The sequence below is a fragment of the Acinetobacter sp. AKBS16 genome, from assembly GCF_002899995.1.
Classification (GTDB): Bacteria; Pseudomonadota; Gammaproteobacteria; order Pseudomonadales; family Moraxellaceae; genus Acinetobacter; species Acinetobacter baumannii.
On record NZ_POYH01000031.1, the window covers coordinates 1 to 23296 of the forward strand.

At 36.1% G+C, this 23296-nt stretch carries 27 protein-coding genes and 1 pseudogene; 7 read left to right on the plus strand and 21 right to left on the minus strand.

Annotated features, from left to right (window positions below):
- A partial coding sequence (locus C1642_RS04815; protein ID WP_265734988.1) for a thiamine pyrophosphate-dependent enzyme occupies window positions 1-353 on the minus strand: 353 nt, incomplete at its 3' end.
- Between the two features lie 364 nt (window positions 354-717).
- On the opposite strand from C1642_RS04815, the gene lipA reads away from it, so the two are divergent.
- Entirely contained in the window at window positions 718-1704 is a 987-nt protein-coding gene (gene lipA / locus C1642_RS04820) for a lipoyl synthase (RefSeq protein ID WP_000364554.1), read from the plus strand.
- Window positions 1705-1861: 157 nt separating this feature from the next.
- A complete protein-coding gene (locus C1642_RS04825; protein ID WP_103235987.1) occupies window positions 1862-3001 on the plus strand; it encodes a helix-turn-helix domain-containing protein in 1140 nt (379 codons plus the stop codon).
- 46 nt (window positions 3002-3047) lie between these two features.
- On the opposite strand, the gene C1642_RS04830 is transcribed toward C1642_RS04825, so the two are convergent.
- Window positions 3048-3800 (minus strand): TenA family transcriptional regulator, encoded by a 753-nt coding sequence (locus C1642_RS04830; protein ID WP_000126114.1) that lies wholly within the window; start codon window positions 3798-3800, stop codon window positions 3048-3050.
- A gap of 320 nt (window positions 3801-4120) precedes the next feature.
- Between C1642_RS04830 and C1642_RS04835 the strand changes: the two genes are divergently transcribed.
- Window positions 4121-5350 (plus strand): GGDEF domain-containing protein, encoded by a 1230-nt coding sequence (locus C1642_RS04835; RefSeq protein WP_000775755.1) that lies wholly within the window; start codon window positions 4121-4123, stop codon window positions 5348-5350.
- A gap of 96 nt (window positions 5351-5446) precedes the next feature.
- On the opposite strand, the pseudogene aroC reads toward C1642_RS04835, so the two are convergent.
- The 7 genes and pseudogenes from aroC to C1642_RS04870 all read right to left on the minus strand — a co-directional run bounded on the left by aroC (window position 5447) and on the right by C1642_RS04870 (window position 11801).
- Window positions 5447-6537: pseudogene (gene aroC / locus C1642_RS04840) on the minus strand (chorismate synthase).
- A gap of 12 nt (window positions 6538-6549) precedes the next feature.
- The gene (gene prmB / locus C1642_RS04845; RefSeq protein ID WP_000441019.1) at window positions 6550-7554 is read right to left on the minus strand and encodes a 50S ribosomal protein L3 N(5)-glutamine methyltransferase; all 1005 of its coding nucleotides are present in this window, start codon (window positions 7552-7554) and stop codon (window positions 6550-6552) included.
- A 236-nt stretch (window positions 7555-7790) separates the two neighbouring features.
- Entirely contained in the window at window positions 7791-8996 is a 1206-nt protein-coding gene (gene trpB, locus C1642_RS04850) for a tryptophan synthase subunit beta (protein ID WP_001164655.1), read from the minus strand.
- Between the two features lie 36 nt (window positions 8997-9032).
- Window positions 9033-10220, minus strand: coding sequence for a vWA domain-containing protein (locus C1642_RS04855; protein WP_000498059.1), 1188 nt, complete (start codon window positions 10218-10220; stop codon window positions 9033-9035).
- A gap of 15 nt (window positions 10221-10235) precedes the next feature.
- Complete coding sequence (locus C1642_RS04860) at window positions 10236-11087, minus strand: AAA family ATPase (protein ID WP_001271636.1); 852 nt, start codon at window positions 11085-11087, stop codon at window positions 10236-10238.
- Between the two features lie 29 nt (window positions 11088-11116).
- Window positions 11117-11503, minus strand: a complete 387-nt coding sequence (locus C1642_RS04865) for a hypothetical protein (protein WP_001206390.1) — start codon at window positions 11501-11503, stop codon at window positions 11117-11119.
- Complete coding sequence (locus C1642_RS04870) at window positions 11496-11801, minus strand: YcgL domain-containing protein (protein ID WP_000543500.1); 306 nt, start codon at window positions 11799-11801, stop codon at window positions 11496-11498. The genes C1642_RS04865 and C1642_RS04870 overlap by 8 nt, the downstream gene beginning before the upstream one ends.
- A gap of 442 nt (window positions 11802-12243) precedes the next feature.
- Here C1642_RS04870 and C1642_RS04875 point away from each other — a divergent pair, with 442 nt between their 5' ends.
- A complete protein-coding gene (locus C1642_RS04875; protein ID WP_000086293.1) occupies window positions 12244-12408 on the plus strand; it encodes a hypothetical protein in 165 nt (54 codons plus the stop codon).
- 70 nt (window positions 12409-12478) lie between these two features.
- On the opposite strand, the gene C1642_RS04880 is transcribed toward C1642_RS04875, so the two are convergent.
- The 7 genes from C1642_RS04880 to C1642_RS04910 all read right to left on the minus strand — a co-directional run bounded on the left by C1642_RS04880 (window position 12479) and on the right by C1642_RS04910 (window position 17942).
- On the minus strand, window positions 12479-12820 hold the full coding sequence (locus C1642_RS04880) for a hypothetical protein (protein WP_103235988.1): 342 nt from the start codon (window positions 12818-12820) through the stop codon (window positions 12479-12481).
- 130 nt (window positions 12821-12950) lie between these two features.
- A complete protein-coding gene (locus C1642_RS04885; protein ID WP_000183704.1) occupies window positions 12951-13217 on the minus strand; it encodes a hypothetical protein in 267 nt (88 codons plus the stop codon).
- Window positions 13218-13719: 502 nt separating this feature from the next.
- Window positions 13720-14844, minus strand: coding sequence for a ribonuclease D (locus C1642_RS04890; RefSeq protein WP_000486120.1), 1125 nt, complete (start codon window positions 14842-14844; stop codon window positions 13720-13722).
- Window positions 14845-15148: 304 nt separating this feature from the next.
- A complete protein-coding gene (recR, locus tag C1642_RS04895) occupies window positions 15149-15745 on the minus strand; it encodes a recombination mediator RecR (protein ID WP_000490551.1) in 597 nt (198 codons plus the stop codon).
- Window positions 15746-15754: 9 nt separating this feature from the next.
- Window positions 15755-16084, minus strand: coding sequence for a YbaB/EbfC family nucleoid-associated protein (locus C1642_RS04900; protein WP_001024697.1), 330 nt, complete (start codon window positions 16082-16084; stop codon window positions 15755-15757).
- Between the two features lie 265 nt (window positions 16085-16349).
- Window positions 16350-16586: a hypothetical protein gene (locus C1642_RS04905; RefSeq protein ID WP_000917295.1), complete on the minus strand. Its 237-nt coding sequence runs from the start codon at window positions 16584-16586 to the stop codon at window positions 16350-16352.
- A gap of 177 nt (window positions 16587-16763) precedes the next feature.
- Window positions 16764-17942: an O-succinylhomoserine sulfhydrylase gene (locus C1642_RS04910; RefSeq protein WP_213064251.1), complete on the minus strand. Its 1179-nt coding sequence runs from the start codon at window positions 17940-17942 to the stop codon at window positions 16764-16766.
- Between the two features lie 133 nt (window positions 17943-18075).
- On the opposite strand from C1642_RS04910, the gene C1642_RS04915 reads away from it, so the two are divergent.
- A complete protein-coding gene (locus tag C1642_RS04915) occupies window positions 18076-19161 on the plus strand; it encodes an alpha/beta fold hydrolase (protein WP_103235990.1) in 1086 nt (361 codons plus the stop codon).
- A gap of 80 nt (window positions 19162-19241) precedes the next feature.
- Here C1642_RS04915 and C1642_RS04920 read toward each other — a convergent pair whose 3' ends face one another.
- From C1642_RS04920 to C1642_RS04940, 5 genes are all read right to left on the minus strand, one after another.
- Window positions 19242-20009 carry a class I SAM-dependent methyltransferase gene (locus C1642_RS04920; RefSeq protein WP_000934177.1) on the minus strand — a complete coding sequence of 256 codons (768 nt, stop codon included), beginning with the start codon at window positions 20007-20009 and terminating at the stop codon, window positions 19242-19244.
- A 173-nt stretch (window positions 20010-20182) separates the two neighbouring features.
- Window positions 20183-20557 (minus strand): TonB C-terminal domain-containing protein, encoded by a 375-nt coding sequence (locus C1642_RS04925; protein ID WP_103235991.1) that lies wholly within the window; start codon window positions 20555-20557, stop codon window positions 20183-20185.
- 178 nt (window positions 20558-20735) lie between these two features.
- The gene (locus C1642_RS04930; protein ID WP_103235992.1) at window positions 20736-20960 is read right to left on the minus strand and encodes a hypothetical protein; all 225 of its coding nucleotides are present in this window, start codon (window positions 20958-20960) and stop codon (window positions 20736-20738) included.
- A 498-nt stretch (window positions 20961-21458) separates the two neighbouring features.
- Window positions 21459-21659, minus strand: a complete 201-nt coding sequence (locus C1642_RS04935; RefSeq protein ID WP_000564581.1) for a hypothetical protein — start codon at window positions 21657-21659, stop codon at window positions 21459-21461.
- A 130-nt stretch (window positions 21660-21789) separates the two neighbouring features.
- Window positions 21790-22215 (minus strand): GFA family protein, encoded by a 426-nt coding sequence (locus C1642_RS04940; RefSeq protein ID WP_103235993.1) that lies wholly within the window; start codon window positions 22213-22215, stop codon window positions 21790-21792.
- A 264-nt stretch (window positions 22216-22479) separates the two neighbouring features.
- Between C1642_RS04940 and C1642_RS04945 the strand changes: the two genes are divergently transcribed.
- Together C1642_RS04945 and C1642_RS04950 are read left to right on the plus strand one after the other, a co-directional pair.
- Window positions 22480-22749: a YARHG domain-containing protein gene (locus C1642_RS04945; RefSeq protein WP_001037927.1), complete on the plus strand. Its 270-nt coding sequence runs from the start codon at window positions 22480-22482 to the stop codon at window positions 22747-22749.
- A gap of 18 nt (window positions 22750-22767) precedes the next feature.
- On the plus strand, window positions 22768-23181 hold the full coding sequence (locus C1642_RS04950) for an HIT family protein (RefSeq protein ID WP_103235994.1): 414 nt from the start codon (window positions 22768-22770) through the stop codon (window positions 23179-23181).
- Window positions 23182-23296: the final 115 nt, after the last annotated feature.

The following is a 23296-nucleotide window of genomic DNA, read 5'->3' on the forward strand; positions in this document are numbered from 1 at the left end:
CCACCCACACTCCCGTTGGCACCGAGCATACCTTTATCTAAATCGGCAATATGCATAGAACCGCCTTTTCCACGGCATAGTCCGTCATCTTTACCGAAAATTTCCAGCATCATGGCGTGAATATCACAGCCTTTTGCAATACAGTGTCCATGTCCACGGTGTGTTGAAGTGATATAGTCTTTGTCGGTTAAGTTTTCGCAAATCCCGACTGCTACAGCTTCTTCTCCGCTATATAAGTGAATAAAGCCTGGAATATCACCATTGGTATTTTCTTCATGAAGTCGATCTTCAAATTCACGAATATCACGCATGCGTTTATATGCTGCGAGTAATTGCTCTTCCGTTAATTGCATATCCTTTTCCTTTATTATCTTGATTATTAAAAATCAACCAAGTTTCAGCGAGTTTTATATATTTCGCTATAAATAATAAAGCTCAATTTAATTTAATATGCTATTAGACTAAAAAGTTTAAAATAAGTTTTTTAGCTATTAATTTTTATTTTTCACAAACTTACGCCACAAAAATAAAATTAAAAAATTTTAATTCATTTCATATACTTGTAAAACAAACCTTTAACCAACCTTTATTAATTTATAATATTTGCTGTGCACTATACGCATTAATAAATTCTTTATTTCTTATTTATAGAAATAAGGTTTTTTATTATAACTAGTCTAGTTGCAAATTTATTTAATATAAAATGGAATTTTATATATGGACTTAAAAAGGCAAATAGAGACAGGTATTAAGTTAAGAGGAATAGATAAAGTTTCTCGTATTCCTATTAAAATTTTACCTACCGAAGAACTACCTAAAAAACCTGAATGGATTCGAGCAAAAATAACTGATTTCGAAGAAATTCAACGTATCAAAAATTTATTACGCCAACAAAAGTTACATAGTGTTTGCGAAGAAGCTGCATGTCCAAATCTACCTGAATGTTTTGGTGGTGGTACGGCAACATTTATGATTATGGGAGATATTTGTACAAGACGTTGCCCTTTCTGCGATGTAGCACATGGTCGTCCAATGCCTTTAGATGAAAATGAACCTAAACATCTAGCTGAGACGGTCGCTAACCTAAACTTAAAATATGTAGTCATTACCTCTGTAGACCGTGATGATCTACATGATGGGGGCGCAGCACATTTTGTGAAGTGTATTGAAGAAATCAGAAACCGTTGTCCAGATACGCTAATTGAAATTTTAGTTCCGGACTTTCGTGGCCGTTTAGAAACAGCACTCTCTACATTAAGCTTATCACCACCCGATGTATTTAATCATAATATTGAGACAGTACCGCGTTTATATAAAGCAATGCGTCCCGGTTCTGACTATCAGCATTCATTAAATTTATTAAAACGTTTTAAAAAATACTGTCCTGATATCAAAACTAAATGCGGTCTAATGGTAGGGCTAGGAGAAATTGAAGCTGAGGTTATTGCTCTACTCAACGATTTAAAAGATCATGATGTAGATTTAGTGACTATTGGACAATATTTACAGCCCTCTAAATCACATGCCCCTATTCACCGGTTTGTGAATTTACAAGAATTTGAAAGATACACTCAGCATGGTCAGCGTTTAGGCTTTAAAAATATCTGGAGTGCGCCGATGGTCCGTTCTAGCTATTTTGCCGATCGGCAATATTTCGGAGAACCTGCCCCAAAGCCATTTTCAAGAGAGGATGTTTTGTCATAGGGCGAGGCGAAATAACAAAACTTACCCAATAGGATAATAGTCAAACCGTTTAAAATTATTTAAGGTAAATGAAATAACGAGGAAATAGTCACAATAAGAAAGCTAAACCTGTTGAGCGGCCACGGATACGCCATTTCAACGATAAAGGAACTTCGATATGGATATGTCAAAACAATTATTATTGCCTTCTACAGATAACCTTCCGTCTTTCTTTAGACCGGAAACAATCTCTGAATCCCCTTGTTTAGGAAAAAAGCCGTCACTCGATCTAGATGCGGCTCCTATATTTGATCTAGATCAGGAATGGCAACATTCCTTATTTGGTCGTTCAATCCAAGAGTGCCATAGAAATTTGATGCATATTGCTGAAGATGCAGATATGGCAATTGGGGTGACTGACCCTCACGGTACTTTACTCTGGACATGGAGTAGTACACCTATGCGTTCATCTGCTGAGCAAGTCCATTTTGTTGAAGGTGGACAATGGTCAACCCAAGCAGTTGGTCAAAATGCAATTGGTCTTGCCCTAAATACACATTCTGCAAGCTGTGTTTATTCACATGAAAACCAGATGAACAGTGTTAGAGACTGGGTATGTTATGCAGCCCCGATCACTGACGCAAATACAGGCCAGTTTTATGGCATTATGAACTTATCAACTAAATATCAAAAGCATAACTCACTTGGAATTTTAGCTGTTGAACGCTGTGCCGATATTGTAAAACAAGCCATTCAACTTCATCAAAAGAACATTTTATATATTAAGGCGCTAGGCACGCCTAAGGTTCAATACAATCAACATGGCTTGACACTCACGCAGCGCCAAATCGAAATTTTATGTATTCTTGCTTTATGTCCGGAAGGCATAAACCTAGAAGAGCTTCACTATGCCTTATATGGCGATCGACCAGTGAGTACCACTACACTAAAAGCTGAGCTCTCACAGCTTCGAAACCTGATTCCCGATGTGATCGAGTCACGACCATATAGACTTAACTGTGAAATTCAATGTGACTTTCTCATGGCTGAGCAAGCACTAAACTTAGGTTTTACTGCAACCACTTTAACACTGTATAGAGGTAGTTTTTTAGCCAAGTCAGAAAGTCCGTTTTTGTGTGCTTGGAGAGATTGCTTTGACGCCCGCTTGAGTCATGTTATCTATCAAATTGATGATGTAGACCAACTATTACGTGTGGTTAGCCGTGTTCCCGACCGTGTTGATGCCGTTGAACGCTTACTTGAACTTCTGCCCGAAGAAACACCGTATCGGGCAAAGCTCTTAAAATTGCTTGAATAAAATAAAAGGGAGAATATGTAGAATATTCTCCCTTTTTAAGTTGAGATCAAGCAGAGGCTTGAAGCTGTACTCTATAGCAATCGTCTAAAGCTAATTCATAATACCGCAGCCCTTCTTCCGCCGCATGAAATGCTTTTTGCTGCCAATCAGGACGTTCATTACACAAACGTTTAATCAGCTCCATGGCTTCATAAGGATGTAAATCATCATAATGAGCATGTGCACGTAACCAGGCTAAAGAACGCTTATCAATGGTAACTTCCGGATGATCCGTATAAGCGTGTATGCCTTTATAGACTTGAATAGACCAGTCACCTGTCGCCCATTCAATTGCTAAATTGGTCGCTGCCAGACATTCAGCCAAGTTGCCACGATGACTCATATTCCAAAGAAAATGATTCACCGCATTCATCGAAGCTGGTGGGCGAACACTATCGAGTTGTTCTACCGTTAATCCAAAACCTCTAGCCCAATCCCGATACCACTGTAAATGGCGCTCTTCGACCTTAATATTTTGAATTAACCAATCTCTTGTTTCAGTAACGCCAGGTTCTGCAAAAGCAGTTGCTTTAGCTAACGCACCAGCCATATATGACGGGAAATGCGCTACTAATGGATAGAAATTAAGTAAAGCATAACGGAAACTTTCTAGGCTCAATCCCCCATTGGCCATTTCAGTAAAAAACGGATGTTTACTCACCCGCTCCTTCACTGGTAAAAGATCCTCCCAAAACCGCTGAGACCATCCATTATGCGGCGTAATTTCTAAACTCATTCCATATTGATTTAGAGCAGTCATTGCTAATTTTCCTATTTATATGACAGCAATCATCTGTACTTCACGGCTATAAGTCTATCCGAAAATGATAAAGATACAATCTTTAATCGACCATTTGTAATTTTTTCTCAAAGGTTTCGAATCTTTAGATAATTGTGACGCTAATCATTGAAATGTCGTGATTTTTATCACAATTAGGGGTCGTAAAAATCATTACTTTTTTAAAAAATCTGTATTATTATTTTAAATAAACCACACATTATATAACCAATACTTTTAGATGGAACTTTAATAAAACAAGTCTCATTTTATGCCAACTTCCAATATAGAGAGCATTAATTATGAAGTTGCAAGGTTCCAATATATTGGGACAGGAACAAATAGATTTATTAACCACACGCGGATTAAATTTCGTATGGTTTCCAAAGCAACTTGAAACGATATATCGTTTTCAATATCAAAATGGTGCAGCCTATGAGTTTCGCTATAGAGCACCTATTATTTTAATATTATATTTATTTTTAAGCTTTGGTATATACCAAGTTTTACCAACCGAACAAGTTTTATCCTGGTTAAGCTATTATTCTTGGGTAGGCATAATTGTTTTAATCGCCTGGATTTTATCATTTATTAAAAAATTAAATCAGTGGTTTGATTATTATGTCGGAATTGGTTCTTCCGCTGCCGTTGCCATAACATTTATCTTAATTAACGTTTTAGAAAATGGCCAAGATAATGTACTTTTTCATGCAGCAATGATGTATGCCATTGTAATTATCTATGGTGCGGTAGGCATGCGTTTTTATACTGCCATTATTGCAGGATGGGTCGGCGGTCTTATTGGTATTTTGGTAAGTACCTATTTGAACGGAGACATAGACTGGACCTTCCTGAACCGTACATATACGTTTAGTAGTTTCTTAGGCATGACCCTTGCCTATGCTACGGATCGTCAGCACCGTGAAAACTATTTACAAAACTGTATGATTGAGCTCAATCGTATTGAACTCATGCAACAAGCTCAACAACTGTCACTGCTTTCTCAACAAGATGCTTTAACCGGACTTGCTAACCGACGTTATCTTGATGAAACACTTGATAATGAATGGCGACGCGCATTACGCCATGAGACTCCTCTTACTATTATGATGGTTGATATCGACTTCTTTAAACCATATAACGATAGCTTAGGCCATCTCAAGGGTGATCAGTGTTTAAAAGATATTGCGACTGCAATTTCCTCAATTGCTGCTCGTAGTGGCGATTTGGTTGCCCGTTATGGCGGTGAAGAATTCTTACTTCTGTTCCCAATGACAAATGCACAACAAGCCAAAATTCAGGCCGAAAGATTAATGAATGCAATTAAGAAAATTGCTATTGTTCATCCATGTAGTAGTGTTTCACCATACGTAACTATTAGTGTTGGCGTGGCGACCACAATTCCACGTTTAAATGATTCAATTTCTGCTTTTGTTAGTCGTGCTGATCATGCGCTCTATCAGGCAAAAACAAATGGCCGCAACCAATATCAAATTGCTTTGAATGAAGAACAAATTGTAGATCTAACTTAATGATTTATTTTTAAGGTAATCATGTGATTTCAATAAAAATAGAAAAGCCACATAATTTTGATTATGTGGCTTTTTTAATACGCTGATTAGAACTAACTATGGTTCAATTGGCGCAAATGGAGGAACAACATCCGCGTTTTGAGCACGGTGGCGTAAGAAATGATCCATTAGTACAATTGCCAACATTGCTTCCGCAATTGGAGTTGCTCGAACGCCCACGCACGGGTCATGACGGCCTTTAGTTAACACATCAGTATCTTCACGATTTAAATTAATCGTTTTACCCGAAGTAGTAATACTTGCTGTTGGTTTTAGTGCAATCGCCACACGAATGGTCTGGCCACTTGAAATACCACCTAAAATACCACCAGCATGATTTGCCAAGAAGCCATGACTAGTCAATTCGTCACGTGTTTCATGTCCGAACTGTCCTGCTACAGCAAAACCATCGCCAATTTCAACACCTTTAACCGCATTAATACTCATCATTGCATGTGCAATATCAGCATCTAAACGATCAAAGACAGGCTCACCCCAACCTACAGGAACTTTTTCGGCTAAAATTTCTAACTTAGCACGCAACTTGTACCTTGCTCACGTAAAGATGTAACTAATGCTTCAAAACGAGGAACAGCATCTACATCGCCACAGAAAAATGGATTATTTAGAACTTCATTCCAATCCAGTTTTTCAGCAACTTCATTACCAATTTGAGTCACATGACCGCGGATCAGAACACCAAATTTTTCTGCTAGATATTTCTTCGCAATAGCACCCGCTGCAACACGCATAGCAGTTTCACGAGCACTTGAACGGCCACCGCCACGATAATCGCGGAAACCATACTTTTGCGTATAAGTGTAATCTGCGTGACCCGGTCTAAAAGTTTGTGCAATATTTCCATAATCTTTCGATTTTTGGTCTGTATTGCGAATGAGTAAACCAATTGGCGTACCAGTAGTTTTACCCTCAAACACACCAGAAATGATTTCAACCTGATCAGGCTCTTTACGCTGCGTCGCAAATTTCGAGGTTCCCGGCTTACGGCGATCCAGATCTTTTTGCAAATCTTCTTCGGTTAATGCAAGGCCTGGTGGCACCCCATCAACAATTGCCATTAAACCAACCCCATGCGATTCACCGCATGTTGTCACACGAAAGAGTTGTCCAATACTGTTCCCTGCCATATGTACAACTCCTTAAACTTGTTCTTCAAATAATTTTCTATAACGACGACATTGTTCAGCAGTCAAAGCAAAAATACCTGAACCACCTTTTTGGAAAGTAAGCCAATTGAAATCAACTGTATTAAAGTTTTGGCGCATTGCCCATTCAGAGTTACCGACTTCAATAACTATAAGACCATCTTCCGTTAAGTAATCTGCCGCTTGAGCAAGCATTTTACGAACCAAGTCTAAACCATCCTGACCTGCTGCTAATGCAAGTTCAGGTTCATGTAAAAACTCTTCCGGCAAGTCAGCCATGTCTTCGGCATCAACATACGGAGGGTTACTTACAATTAAATCGTACTGGTTTTCAGCTGGAATTTTTTCAAATAAATCCGACTCAAGTAATGCAACTTGGTATTGTTTATTGTGATGTTCAACGTTAATTGATGCTACTTCTAAAGCTTCTTTAGAGATGTCTGTTGCATCTACTTCTGCATCTGGATAAGCATAAGCTAAAGCTACCGCAATACAGCCAGAACCTGTACACATATCTAAAATACGTTGTGGAGTTTTAGGCTTGGTATTTTCTGGTAAGTTATTAAGCGCTTCACGCATTTGGCCATTTTCATCTAAACAATATGGCGCAAAACGTTGCTCAATTAACTCTGCAATTGGTGAGCGAGGAATAAGTACGCGCTCATCCACATAAAATGGCTTATTAAAGAAATAAGCTAAATTTAATAAATAAGAAGTCGGAATACGCTCATTAATACGGCGTTCCAACAAGCTTAAGAATTCTGCTTTTTCACTTGGTAAAAGCTTCGCATCTAAAATCTCTGAATCTGCTGACCATTCAAGAGATAAGGTTTGTAAAACTAATGCAGAGCTTTCTGCGAAATAATCTTCAGTACCTTGTCCTAAATGTGCATCATATTGACGTAATGCTGACACCCCAAAACGAATAAAATCTCGAATTGTTGATAAATTTTCAGCAGCTTCCTGTAAATGTTCAGGGCTAATCGTCGGTCGCTCCACTTAGGCGTCTCCAAAGGCAAATTTTGCAAAGTGACTATTCTACTGAGTGAGGTAATGCAAAGCAACGCTTTGCCTTGTGAACCAGTGTTTTACATATCTATCTCGAACAGTCATGGCTCAAAAACAAAATACTTTGTTTTAATTAAGAAATAATGAACTTTTAAGTAGGGTGAAATTTAGTCTATAAAATAAAAAAGCGGCCTTTCAAAATGGGCCGCTCTTTAAGTATATTTAGTTTAAAGCTTAAGTTTTTCTGCCACATAATCAGAATCTTTATCGCCACGACCCGACAGATTCACCACGATCATGGTTTCTTTCGGCAGTTTTGGCGCTTCACGTATTGCCCATGCGACAGCATGTGAGCTTTCAAGCGCAGGAACAATACCTTCAACTCGTGATAAGGTCATAAACGCATCTAAACATTCTTGGTCAGTTGCAGTGCTATATTCCACACGGCCTAAATCTTTTAAGAAACTATGTTGTGGCCCAACACCAGGATAGTCCAATCCTGAAGCGATAGAATGCACAGGTAAAGGTTCACCAGCCTCATTTTCAAGAACATAACATGCCATACCATGAATTTGGCTTGGTTTACCTAATGTTAGGGTTGCCGAATGCATATTTGTATCTAGCCCATGCCCAGCAGGTTCAACTCCTACAAGTTTCACATCTGAATCATTTAAAAAAGCTGTAAAGGCACCGATTGCATTTGAACCACCACCCACACATGCCACTACATAATTCGGATTTTTTCCAAATCGTTGATGCGTCTGCTCTTTAATTTCCTTACCAATAATTGATTGAAAATCTCGAACCATTTTAGGAAATGGATGTGGACCAACCACAGAACCAATCGCATAAATAAAGTTTTTAGGATCTTTTAAATATTCTTCAAACGCGCTATCTACAGCATCTTTTAACGTTGCTGTACCGCGAGTTACTGACACCAAATGAGCGCCCAAAATTTTCATTTTGACCACATTTGGATGTTCTTTTTCAATATCAACTTGCCCCATGTGGATTTCACATGGAATACCCACTAGAGCACAAGCCGTTGCTAAAGCAACCCCATGTTGACCCGCACCAGTCTCGGCGATAACTTTCTTTTTGCCCATATATTTAGCAAGTAGAGCCTCACCTAAACAGTGATTAATTTTATGGGCACCGGTATGATTTAAGTCTTCACGTTTTAAATAAATTTGCGCGCCACCTAACTGTTCTGAAAGGCGTTTTGCATAAAATAAAGGACTTGGACGGCCGACATAATTTGCAAAGAGGTCTGCTAATTCATTTTGAAATTCTGGCGTATGGCGAATTTCTTCATAAGCAACATTAATTTCATCCATTGCTTCTTTTAAATGTGGAGGAATAAATTGCCCTCCATATTCACCAAAAAATCCTTGTTCATTCGGTAAAGCAATACCATTAATTTGATGTTGCATATCATCCCTCTTTTTAAATTATTAAAGTTATCAAGTTTATCGAGAAAGGTAACGCGTCAAATCCTCAATGCCTTTTAGGGTCATTGGATACATATGGTTTTCAAAAATCTCTTTAATCCAACCAATTGTTTGAGTGTAATGCCAATACCCTTCTGTTTCAGGGTTTAACCATGCTGTTTTATCAAAATGCTGACGTAGGCGACGTAACCAAACTTCACCTGCTTCATCATTCATATATTCAACCGAACCACCTACCGATTTCAGCTCATACGGTGCCATACTGGCATCACCTACGACAATTACACGATAGTCACGTCCATAGGTATGAAACAAGTCCCATGTGTTCATGCGAGTAGCTGTTCTTCGGTAGTTATCTTTCCAAACATAGTCATAAAGACAGTTATGAAAATAAAAGTATTCAAGCGTTTTAAATTCTGTTTTAGCTGCGCTAAATAACTTTTCACATTGGGCAATGTGTGCATCCATCGAACCGCCTACATCAAACAACATGAGCACTTTGATTCGATTTCGACGCTCTGGTACCATTTGAACGTCAAGAATACCCTGCTTGGCCGTTTCACGGATTGTACCGTCAACGTCTAACTCTTCGGCAGCACCTTGTCTTGCAAATTTACGTAAACGTCGTAAAGCAATTTGCATTTGGCGGGTACCAAGAACTTGGTCATCATCTAGATTTTGGTATTTACGCTGTTCCCAAACTTTAACCGCCGAACGCTTACGGCCCGGCCCACCAATTCTGACGCCTTCCGGATGGTCACCAAAAGCACCAAAAGGTGAAGTTCCACCCGTGCCAACCATACGGTTACCACCTTGATGTTTTTTATGCTGTTCACGTAAACGCTCTTCTAGCATTTTCATCAGTTCTTCTAAAGAACCTGCTTTTTGAAGTTCAGCTCTTTGCTCTGGTGTTAAATGCTTTTCTAGAAGTTCTAAGTCGAACCAGTCTTTTGGTAATTTATGAACTTGTTTGAGTAACTCATCAATATCAAAGGTTTCTATGCCATCAAAGTAATCTTTCATGGCACGATCGAACTTATCAAAAAAACGTTCATCTTTAACTAAAATGGTTTTAGCAAGTTGATAGAACTCTTCTTGATCGGCAAAAACTAGCCCTTCGCTTACTGCACGATTTAAATCAATCAATTCACGAGTCGTGACTGGAACACCATATTTTCGTAAGGTGTAAAATAACCGCACAAACATGGGTTATTCCCTCCTTTAACGTCGCGACATGAAAGCCAAACGTTCAAGCAGTTGTACATCTTGTTCGTTTTTAATGAGTGCGCCATACAAAGGTGGAATAGCTTTTGATGTATCTCGATTACGTAGTACATCTTCAGGCATATCATCTGCCATAAGCAGACTCAACCAATCGATCAGTTCAGATGTAGATGGTGGTTTCTTCAAGTTAGGAATTTCACGGAGCTTAAAGAAAACTTGAAGCGCTTCATTTACCAAAGTTGCAGAGATATTCGGGAAATGTACCGAGATAATTTCGCGCATCGTTGCTTCATCTGGGAACTCAATGTAATGGAAGAAACAGCGACGCAAGAAAGCATCTGGTAATTCTTTTTCATTATTTGAAGTAATAATTACGATTGGACGTTGAGTAGCCGTAATTGTTTCGCCTGTTTCATAAACATAAAAAGACATTTTATCAAGTTCATGTAACAGGTCATTTGGAAACTCAATGTCTGCCTTATCAATTTCATCAATTAAAAGCACACAGCGCTCTTCACTGGTGAAAGCTTCCCACAATTTACCGGGCTTAATATAGTTCTTAATATCGTAAACACGATCATCACCAAGTTGGCTATCACGTAAACGAGAAACAGCATCGTATTCATATAAGCCTTGCTGTGCCTTAGTCGTTGACTTGATGTGCCAAGTAATGAGTTTTAAACCAAGACTTTCTGCCACTTGCTCGGCAAGTAAAGTCTTACCTGTACCCGGCTCACCTTTAACCAATAAAGGCTTTTGCAAAGCACGAGCTGCTTTTACAGCAAGTTTAAGACTATCAGTCGCGATATATTGATCTGTACCGGTAAAATGTTGGGTATCAGCAGACATGTAGAGACCTTATTTTTCTATTTCAATGGTTAGATGGAACGCATGCTTTTGTTTGTTATATATTTTGACCAACAATAGCCAATAACCAAACCTAGACCGATTACAAACAGAATTAAGGATAAATTTGACCAGATTAAAGGACTGTCTTTAGTTAAAACACCAAATAGTAGTCCAAAAATAGCTGGCGCTACAGATGCATTAGGCCCTTCCGAAACAGTCGGTGTCACCAAAATAGCAAAAACAACTAACCAGCTTATTGCGCCCAAAGTGGTAGGTAAGCGGCGCATTAAACGCCACCAGCACCACAAGGCAATAATAGCGCCAACGCCATAAGCTGTTAAAGCAATAATCTCTTCAGGAATCGCATCGAGAGAAGAAAGTAATTGATTTAAAATTCCAGCTTGATCTTCACGCACCACGTAAGCCCTCTGGTTCAACTGCATTTGGGTTAATTAACCCTTCTGGCGGCATCTGAATAAAGAAGCCTTTTGTTTGTAATGAGTCTAGAACATGTAAAACATTTACACGCGCTAATTTACGTGTTGGAGCCAATTCTAAATGCATGACAAACGTTGCACGGCCAAAGGCTTGTAAAACAGCTTCTGGAACTTTTTCAAACGGATCGGCTTGCTCCGTTTCATCAGGATAGTTTGGACGAGCAATATAAATGTACATTTCATCTTTTTTGCTCGATCTATAAATATCACAGTGCATTTCAAATCAACTCTTGAACTAAGGACAGCATACATGAAAAAAAACGACAGACACACGCAGGTTTGTTTACGCATCAGTCGTTTTTTCTTTTCTTGCGAAATATTAACCTACAACAATCATTAAGGTCGATAAATAACTTTTAATTTTCCAAAGTTTTAAATTTTCAACCTTCATTAACTCTTTAATTTTACATAAAAAATCTTTTTGTCGACTTTTATAAAATAAAAATTTTACATTTTAAAAACAATAAAATTTGAGCTAAAGCAGATTGCCTTTGATTTAATCTATTGAATTTTATAAATTTACGGTTATGTATAAAGTTAAATAAGGCCTAAATTAGATTCAACTTATGTATACAGGATAAGACATTATTTAACCGTTTTTGATTTTTAATATGATTCAATAATAGAAGATCTTAAAAGAAAATATGGAGGTCTATGCTATGTCTCGTGGCGACAAATCATCTTATACAGCAAAACAAAAACGTCAGGCGAAACATATTGTTGAGAGTGAAGTAGATAGAGGTCATTCTCAAGAAGAAGCTGAACGTATTGCATGGTCTACCGTCAATAAACAAGATGGCGGCGGCAAGAAAAAATCACATTAAAACTACCACTGGATACTTCTTTAGTTGGCCTATGACTAAAGAAGTATCTTTCAACATTCTAACTCAAGCATTAAAAGATTCTTGAGCCTTGCATATAATCATTACTCACCTGATTTAGAGTATTTAAGATTATATGGCCATCTTGAGTACGTAAGGCTTCATTTAAGCGATTCATGTAATTCACTAACATTTCTTTCGAAGCTTGAGCGAACTCGGTAGTTACCGCTTCATCTTCATATAAGATGACATAACTACGGGCAAACCCATAAATGAGATAAATTACAGCTTTTTCGTTTAGGTCTGATGAGTGTTTGAGATGGTGTTCACAGGCACTTTTTAAATTCTTAAATGCATCTGTACCAGTAGATTGATTTTTGAAAGATGAAAGTATTGTTTGGAAGTTCATATCCATATTCCACTCAAAAAGTAAAGCTACAGAAGAAGGATAAACCTGTCAAACAATATGTTGATTATTATAAATTTAGATTGTAAAAAATTATAAAAAACGCCCAAAATTATGGGCGTTTTCATTGAACAAAAGCTTAGAAACTGACTTCAATATTGACTGTTGTACCTGATTGCTCAATATTGGTTGAGACATTAAAACCTCGTGTTTTTAACTCTTCCTCTACCTGTGTGATATGTTCAGGATGCAAAGCATCTATTGGAAATTGAAAAACTGCCCGTCGCTTACCTTCTTTCGAGATTTCCTCGGTTCCAGATAAAATTTTTTCTAACAATAGTGCTTGATCTATTTTTACGTCTTTCGCATTTTTTCTTGCCTGTTCAGCATTAAAATTATTCGTCATATTTATATCTCTAATTATTAGTAGTTTTCATTTATAACATAAAAAAATTGATCTCAATATTAGCTTATTATTGATTTTAAAAACTTTTTACACCTCCATATATAAAATTAGAGGCCTCCTCTCCCCGAGAAGGCCTCTATATTTCTGCACCGAAACAAACTTATAGTTATATATTGTTTATTTTGAAATTGTTTTTCTTGCTACCAAGAATATACAGACCTGTATATATACACAATTGAATTTTTCTCACTAATAAAGTTAATTTAATTCAGCATGACTTTCTATAATTAAGATTAACTCATCTTTTTATAATTTAAACTTTATTAAATCGGCAGAATGTAAACTCAAACTAAACAAAAAGTTAATCTTATAAAGACTAACTTATTAAATGATTTTATTTTAAAGTTATATTAACGAACACCAACTGATCAGTTATTAATCAGATAAGTTATTTTGAATCTTAAAATTCAATTTAACTGAAAATTTTTCTTAATACCTAAACCTAAAATAAAAGACTGGCTTTCTCTTCTTTAAATAACTGAATAAGCGGCTTAGTTAAAAGCTCATAGCGCCAACCCAATAAATAATCTGGGAGGTCCTGTTCATCACCTTTAGTAAGCACATGCTGATGAATCGCATTTAACCATTTCTTACGTAGTAAAACTTCTTTAGGTATAGAGGTTTGTTCTATCGCTTTAGCAATCAATGCATCCATTTTATTTAGGGTTTCTTTGGATGTAATTTTAAAAGGTTTAGCAATTTTAGCTGGCCAGTGTCCTTCAACAGGTAAGTCTTTTAAAAGATCAAGAATAATCTTTCCATATTCACGGACAACATTCGGACGGATATCTTTTACTTGAGATAATTGGAAACTATTGCGTGGATTTTTTTCGACTAAATCAATCATCGTCGAATTTCTAAGGATAAAACTACGTGGCTGGTTTGTTGCTCTAACCACCTCTTCACGCCACTCACTTAAATTTTGCAATTGCATTAATTGACGACGTGAATGACGATAATTGCCCACATCTGTATATAACAACGGGGTTGGTGTTTCACTAATAATTTCTTTGGTTAAACTACTACAATCCTCAAGAACATACTCATAAAGCCCTTTTTGTTTGAGCTGATCTTTAATATGGTTAGCCAATTGCATAAGGTATAAAACATCATTTGCCGCATAGCATAGCTGTTGCGGAGATAAAGGACGTGCCAACCAGTCTGATCGAGTCTGATCCTTTTCAATATCAATCTCTAAACAAAGCTTTAATGCACCTTGATAACTTACTTGTAAACCATGTCCCAAAAAGGATAATCCAACTTGAGTATCAAAAACATTTAATAGGTTTTGTTCATCGGCATAGTGATAGATTAAATCAATATCTTCACCACATGCATGAAAAATATTTTGTTGAGCAAGAAAGATTTTTTTCCAAAACTCGCTTAAATCTAAAGACACTCCATCCAGCAAATATACATTTCCGTTGACATTGACTTGACATACTCCAAGTTTAGGCCAAAGGGTATCAACCTTAATAAATTCTGTATCAAGCCCATAAGTTGAACATTGATCCATTTGTTGAAGAACATCAACCAATTCGGTTTGCTGTTGGATAAACTGAAACATGCTTTCTCAAGTAAATGCAAAGAGTGCTTTAAACTCTGGTATATATAACATAGGATTAGAAAAATGCTACTGAATCCTTGATGAATAATCTATTTTTGAACAATTTTCCAAAAAAGAGATAATTTTTTGATCATTATTTAAAATTTTTCAAATTTAATATCCTTCTAAATGTTTATTTTTTACAAAAGCTTTTTTTAATTTATATATTCACTGAGTCATTTTTAAAAATATGTTTTTGTCTTTTAAAAGATTTTTTGATAATACGATATTATTCAAAAAATATTTGAAATAAGCACCGAGGTACTTATTTCATACGCATACGGTTATGAACAGCCTGACTTAAGGTATGACTATCCACATATTCAAGCTCGCCACCTTGTGGTACGCCTTGAGCAATACGTGTCATGTGAATAGGTAAATGCTTCGTCGCTTCAACCAAATAATGTGCTGTCGCCTGACCTTCCACAGTAGCATTAGTTGCCAAAATGACTTCTTCGATCGTACCTTGGCTTAAACGTTGGATTAGATAAGGAATGCCTATTTCTTCTGGCCCGATTCCATCTAATGGAGAAAGGTGTCCACCCAACACATGGTATTTGCCACGAAAACTACCACTTTGCTCGATTGCCATAACATCTGCCGGAGACTCAACTACACAAAGCAATTGATCATCTCTTTCTGTTGAAGCGCAAATATCACAAATTTCGTGCTCTGTTAAAGAGTGGCAAACACTACATTCATGAATATAACTTGATGCTTCATGTAGAGCATGTGCTAAAGCAAATGCACCTTCACGATTTTTCATCAAAAGATGTAAAGCCATACGTTGGGCCGACTTCGGTCCAACGCTAGGCAAAATACGTAAAGCTTGAACGAGTTGTTCAAATCTATCACTAAACACTGATTTTCCTTAGAACATGCCTGCTAAACCAGGAGGTAAACCCATACCTGAGTTAGCTTTTTGCATTTTTTCTTCAGAAACTACTTCAGCTTGACGCACAGCATCATTCACCGCAGCTGCGATTAAGTCTTCAATCATGTCTGGTTCGTCTTGAAGTAATTCTGGATTAATTTCGATACGTTTTACGATATAACGGCCAGTCATTGTTACTTTAACTAAACCACCACCCGCTTCAGCGTGTACTTCAGTTTGAGCAAGCTCTTCTTTAGCCTTTTTTATATTTGATTCCATATCTTTTTGCATGCGCTGCGCTTGCTGCATGAGCATATTGATATTCATAAACCTAACTCCGTATCTCTATCAAATATTTCAAGTATTATTGATAGTCATATAACACTTCGGAACTTAAACTCTTTGAACGCCCCTATCGATCAATAAGATCATTGAGGTCAGTACGTTTAAATCAAAATTAATCCGCAATTCTGACACAATAAATTAATGTTTTCTATTGGTATCTATGAAACTCTTTTAGGTAACTCATCCATTTAAAGCTTTCTATACGAAACTTTTTACTGCGAAGGCCAGTTATAAAATTTGAGTTAAACTACTGCGAGGCTTGGAGGGTGCTATTGTCAGGTTTGTATTCATTCAAAGGAATTTTCTGAAAAGAGGCATTCGCTTTTTCTATTGTATGATCAGCTTCTTCAACTGATTTATTTGCATCATTAATCAATAGAACAGTTTCGTTAATTTGAGTCGGTTCATCCTTTTGGGCAAATACTTTGTATCCAACCAAACCAATTGCCCCTATAGCAACTAAAATAATTATAGGCTTAAGCATGGTTAAAAACTCACTTTGTTATTTTTATTAAATTTAGAACTTTTATACGTTGTGATTTTTAATTCATTTACAACAAAATGTAGCTTTTTTATTTCAATCGTTGTTTGTGAGTAACTTCCCTTAAAGTAAAGCCACACTAAAATGAGTGTGGCTTAATTCTTAGATATATAAATTTTATTAGATCAAATCTAATCCACGTGAGATATCACCAATAATATCGTTAATATCTTCTAAGCCAACCGAAACGCGGATTAAGCCTTCTTGAATACCAGCAGCTTGTTTTGCTTCAGCAGAAAGTTTGCCGTGTGTGGTTGTGGCAGGATGCGTAATTGTTGATTTCACATCACCTAAATTACCCGTAATAGAAATAAATTTGGTGTTATCAATAACCTTCCACGCGCCTTCACGCTCACCTTTAACTACAAAAGAAACAATCCCGCCAAAGCCATTTTGCTGTTTTGCTGCAAGTTCATGGCCTTCATGAGTTGGAAGCCCGCCATAATAGACCTTTTCTACTTTTTCATGGGTAGATAACCACTCGGCAAGTTTTTGAGCATTTTCACAGTGCGCTTTCATACGTAAACGTAAAGTTTCTAATCCTTTTAAGAAAATCCATGCATTAAACGGACTCATAGATGGTCCTAAAGTACGCACTACGCTAAAAACTTCTTCTAGGAGTTGATGTTTACCTACCACTGCGCCACCTAACGCACGGCCTTGACCATCTAAATATTTAGTCGCAGAGTAAATCACGAGATCTGCACCCAACTTTAACGGTTGCGGTGTACAGAAACTATTGTCAACAGCAAGTAATGCGCCATTTGCATGCGCAATATCTGCAAGCGCTTGGATATCTGCGATTTCAGCTAATGGATTAGACGGTGACTCAACAAATAATAGTTTAGTTTCTGGACGTACTGCATTTTTCCATGCATCTAAATCGCGTAGATCAACAAATGTGATATCTACACCAAATTTGGCAATATATTTTTCAAATAAAGCGACAATAGAACCGAAAACTGCTCTTGAGCAAATAACATGATCACCTGCTTTTAGATACGCCATAGCAATCGATAGAATTGCTCCCATACCTGAGCTTGTAGCCACGGCACGTTCAGCCCCATCTAAAGCCGCTAAACGTTTTTCGAACATCGATACAGTCGGATTAGTAAAACGAGAATAGATATTTCCTTGAACCTGACCAGAAAATTTTGCAGCTGCTTCAGCAGCGTTTTCATATACAAAAGATGAAGTCAAAAAAATTGGTTCGCCATGTTCACCTTCAAAACTACGAGTGTGTCCGGTACGAATGGCTAAAGTATCAAGTTGGTATTCTAAATCATCAGACTGGTTCATTAAATGTTCGCCTTTACTGGTCATGTACTAAAAACTATCATCATTTTGAGTGCCTAAGGTATTTAAGGTCAAGGTAAACCTGAAAATTATCGCTTAGACTTCAATCAATCTTTAGTATAGTTGGTAAAACAAGATGAAACGCTTAAAGTCCCTTGTCTCAGAACAAAGTCAAATCAAGCACCTCTCTACCCGACTATTTCGTCCTCAAACATTAGTATTGTCACAAAGCACTCCGTTTGAAGTGATTGGTGAATTCAACCAAACCCGTGTTCGATATTATGCAGCTACAGAAAAGAACTTTAGAGAACCATTAGTATTTGTGGCACCTTTAGCTATTAATATGGCGATTTATGATTTATATCCATATCGTTCTCTTATCAAATACTTCCAAAATGCAGGTTTTGACGTATACCTTGTCGATTGGGGGCGTTTAGGCTTTAAAGATAGACATCTTAACTTTTTATCGTTTATTGAAGATTTTATTCCTAAAGCTATAGAGCTTGTACGCACACATTCAGGCAGTGATCAAGTTTCTCTACACGGATGGAGTATGGCTGGCATATTCGTTACTTTATATACAGCGCATAATCATCCAAATTATGTCAAGAACCTTATAGTTTTAGGTAGCCCAATCGATAGCTATGCTTCTGGTTATATTGGAAAACTCTACCGAACCATAAACAAAACTATTGCCCGCAATAAAAAGCTTCAGGAACGTATCTACTCAGGTTTACCGAAGCGTTTAATTCATACTCCGGGCATTTTAAATTCTTTAGGCTTTAAAATTCTTGACCCTAAAGGCTGGTTCGATGGTCATATTCAATTACTTAAGAACCTTAATGACCTTCAGTTCGTACAAGAACATGCCACATTAAGCAGTTTTTTAAACAATATGATTGATTATCCGGGAGGTATTAATCAGGACATGTTATTTAATGTTTGGCTGCAAAATCCATTAAGACAAGGTTCTATTCAGTTAAAAGATAAAAAAATCGAATTAAAAAATATCGACTGTTCACTCTTAGTTGGAGCTGGCCGTAGTGATCAATTAGTTACGTCTGATGCAGCTCAGCCATTAAGCCAGTTAACCAGTAGCCAAGATGTTACATTTACTCTTATTCCTGGCGGTCATTTAGGTCTAATGTCAAGCCAAGCAAGTGCGCAGGAATTCTGGCCAAAGCTAGCAACATGGCTGAGTGAGCGTTCAACAAAAATCTAAATTTAGACATAAAAAAGCCCTCTATATGAGGGCTTTTATCTAACATTTTCTCTATGAACACAAATCCAAGCTTAGACTCACTAGAAGGATAGTTTTTTAAATACAAAGTACCCGACCTTACTTTCAAAACTTCCATCTTTTTGAATATTAAAATACTTTTTAACAACATCTGCTGCATTTTCTTGGAGATACCTAAGCGTTTTTATTTGATCTTCAGGTGTCTTCATGCGCTGTACCCAACTATCAAAATCTAGTTTGAGGGTTTGTTTCTCTAAAGTTGTTAATTCAAACCCAGCATCTTCAATAAAGTGAACCCAGTCTTTAATACTGTAATTTCTTACATGACTAGGGTCTCGAATCACTTCTATAGTCTGTAAAAATGTATCTAAAATAGGGAAACTTGAGCTAATAATATCAACAAAAATAACAGTGCCATTTGGCTTTAATACACGATTTATTTCTTTCATTGCTGTTGGGACATGCTGCCAATGATGGGCAGAATAACGACTAATAATTACATCAAACTGTTCATCAGTAAAAGGCATATCTTCAGCAATGCCTTGTTGTACAAAAATATTTTTTATTTTTCGAGCATTGGCAGCTTTTGACACTGTATCGAGCATTTCATGAGATAAATCATAAGCAAAAACCAGATCTGCATGGCGAGCAACGTTATAAGCTACATGACCACCACCGCAACCTAAATCTAAAACAACGGCATTTGGATATTCATCAATTTCTTTAATGAATTTATCAAACTCGACCCCTTCAGAGTGAGCGGTGCTATTCAAATAACTTAAAGATTTATTTTGATACTGTTTTAAATTTATCTCATGTTGATTCAACATGGCTTATTCCTCTTCTTTGATGAGTTAACCATAAAAGAAAAAGTAGATAAAAAATAATGATTAGTTTTTCAATAATTAATAAAATAAAGTTATAGTTTGTATCTCTACCAATTCTTAATAAAAAACCACCATATGGTGGTTTTTTAATGTAAGGCCAAGTTCATTTTTAAAAATTACTTTGCAGTAAATTTAATGTTGAACTTTCTTACTTGTTTTCTAACTTCCGGATTAGGAGGTAAAACAAAGGGACTTGCACGCCATATCGCCTTTTCAATACTCGACTTAAACTTTTGGTCTTCTTTATCTAGAAAAATAATTTGCTCAATCTCACCAGTATCACTTAAAAAGACTTTAACGCTAGCACTCATTCCCACTGAAGAAGGCGGAACATTCCAAATTTTAAAGATCTTTTTTTGATATTGTTGCTTGTACTTTTCTGCTTCTACAATAATTTTCTCATCATCACTTTTTGCTGGTGATAATAACTTAGAATTAATTGTGCACCCACTTAATAACAATATAGAAGTTAAAATAATGATGTTTTTCATTTATAAAACCAATTTTTTCAACGATTAAAATTTAACATTTTATCTTTTTAAAAACCACCTAAATGGTGGTTTTATGCTAAATAGCTACTACTAAATATGTTCTTAGCAAATTCTAAATTTCAGCTAATTTACGATGATAATTTAGTTTAACTATTTAATTATAATTTTCAGCATCGTTTTAAAAAGATATTTTATAGCGGGAATTTATACTTGAGTGTTCAGGCATATCAGCAATATCCTGCTCAGTAAAAATTCCATGTTCAAGTACTTTAGTGGCATTAAAGGCAGTATTGACCGGAGTAACAGGCGATTTAGTAATATAATTTTCATCTGTTTTTTGTGTTAACGATGCACACCCATCTAAACCAAATCCTGTAGCCAATACAAGTAACAATCTCTTCATCTGTCTCACCTGTTATTATAAAAATCAAACAATCTAACAAATTATCCACTGATTGTCACATTTTTAAAACGATTAGGACTAGCCAATTCTTTACAAAAACTCAATGAAATGTAAAGTAATTTGCATAAAGTGTTAAATTGTGTAAAATACCTAAATAATTTAATGATATGTTTTAACTTATGATCTTTTTACTTTTCTTATTTTTGTTATTTACCTTTGTACTCCTCTTAAATGCTCATTACAAACACTAGGTATTTGTATCTGTTCTTCTCATCTGCTAAATATTTTTGAAAAATTAATTATTTTCTTAAAAGCGTTTACTTACTTTCTTTAGTCTAGATTTTTATAAATACAAAAAAAGCCCGCTTTGTAAGCAGGCTTTACCCTTTTTGATTTTTTGCGCTGATCATTCAGGACTTTTTGCTGTTTGTGACAGCGCTCGGATATTACACTTATACTTAAAGATTAAAAAGACTAATCTTTTTTAAACTGATGCATTTACTCATCAATTTCAATCGGATCGCCGTCTTCAGGACGAATATGTCGTGTCCCATCATCAGCAGGATCGACACTAGAGCCATCCTTAGTAATCGAGTTATACATTTCGTCCTCTTTTTTATCGTCTATGAATTCTTCATCTTCAAAATCAAGAGGCTCGTCATCATCTTCAAAATTTAAAGGCTTTTCTTCATCTATCATGTGAACCATCCTTTTTTAAGCTATGTGATTTCATGCTCAAATAAATATCGGATATATTCAACAGTGAACACACATCATTTATGTAAAGAATACTTAAAAATTATTAAAATATATAAAAAGTTAAATAGTGTTATTCAAAATATTTTAAAAACTCTTCTAACTCAGGTAAATGTGCAAAGTTTTTATGAGCATCCCCTAACACAACCCAATCATGTTTTGACTCTATACAAAAATTAAGTTTTAAATCTGGTTTAAACGGTTGTTCGAGAAGCCCCAACGGTATCCACATATAGTTTGTACCATTAATTTTATTAGGGACAGGCGAACCACATCTATTACAAAATGATGAAGTAAAACCAGTTTCTTTTTTATAGGTAGCCACATATTTCTTACCCATCAACCAGTTAAACTGATTTTCTTTTACTAAAGTAGCGGCATTCGCTCCAGTACCTGTTTGTTTTCGGCATAAGCTGCAATGGCAGTGATAAACCGTTTTGATTTCACAAGGTACAGAGAATTTTACTTTATGGCATAAACAAGAACCGATGTTAATCATATAACGTACTTATTTCATTACTATAAAAATTTTAATCATGACTTTAAATATTGGTTAAGTATATATTTTAATTGTTTAATATAAAATATATCTAATCTTTTGATTTAAAACAGATTATAAAAAAGATCTTGATATATAAAGCTTTTTTATATTATAAGGTGAAATGTGACTTTAAATAACACTTGAGTAATTAATAGTCATTGAAATATTGGGAATAAACCTTATATTGAGTACAGGTTCATACCTTTAACTGAGGAAAAGCTCATGAATAAATTAATGGTTGCGGTATTCGCTGGAATGGTGACCCTTGCCGGTTTCAGTGCTCAAGCTGCAACACCTGAGCAAGAATGTCAAAAATTGCAAGATGATTACAATTTGATTTATGCGTCAAAAGGCTTTTGTTTTAAAGACCAAGATGCTAAAGAAAAATATGGTAATGAAAACTGTCATACGACTAAGCCAAAATTCTCTGATAAAGAGCAGCAACGTCTAGACGCAATCAAAGAACGTCAAAAAGAATTGAAATGTAAATAGTATTTAAAGGAATAATACATGGCATATGATGATCAAAATATCTTCGCAAAAATTTTACGTGGTGAACTTCCAGCGATAAAACTCTATGAAGATGATCAAGTTCTAGCTTTTATGGATATTATGCCCCAAGCCGATGGTCATGCATTAGTTATTCCAAAAACTCCTGCAGTAACTTTACTTGATTTACCTCCTGAAGCGGCAGCTTATACCATCCAGATCGTGCAAAAAATTGCTAAGGCAATGGAAACTGCATTAAATTTGGATGGAATTGTGCTCATGCAGTTATCAGGAGCAGCTGCCGGACAAACTGTCCCTCATGTTCATTTTCATCTAATTCCGACAAATGTTCACCAACTTGGCAAACATGCGACGCAATTAGGAGACCAAGATAAAATCAAAGCTTTGGCTGAGAAAATTAAAGCAGCACTTTGATTTTAAGAGATAAAAGCGGAGTTTAAACTCCGCTTTTTTTATTTAAAAAGTGTAATAAAATCAAAAGAAAATAAAGTATTTCCAATTTTTAATTGTCATAAAACTGTCATTTCTT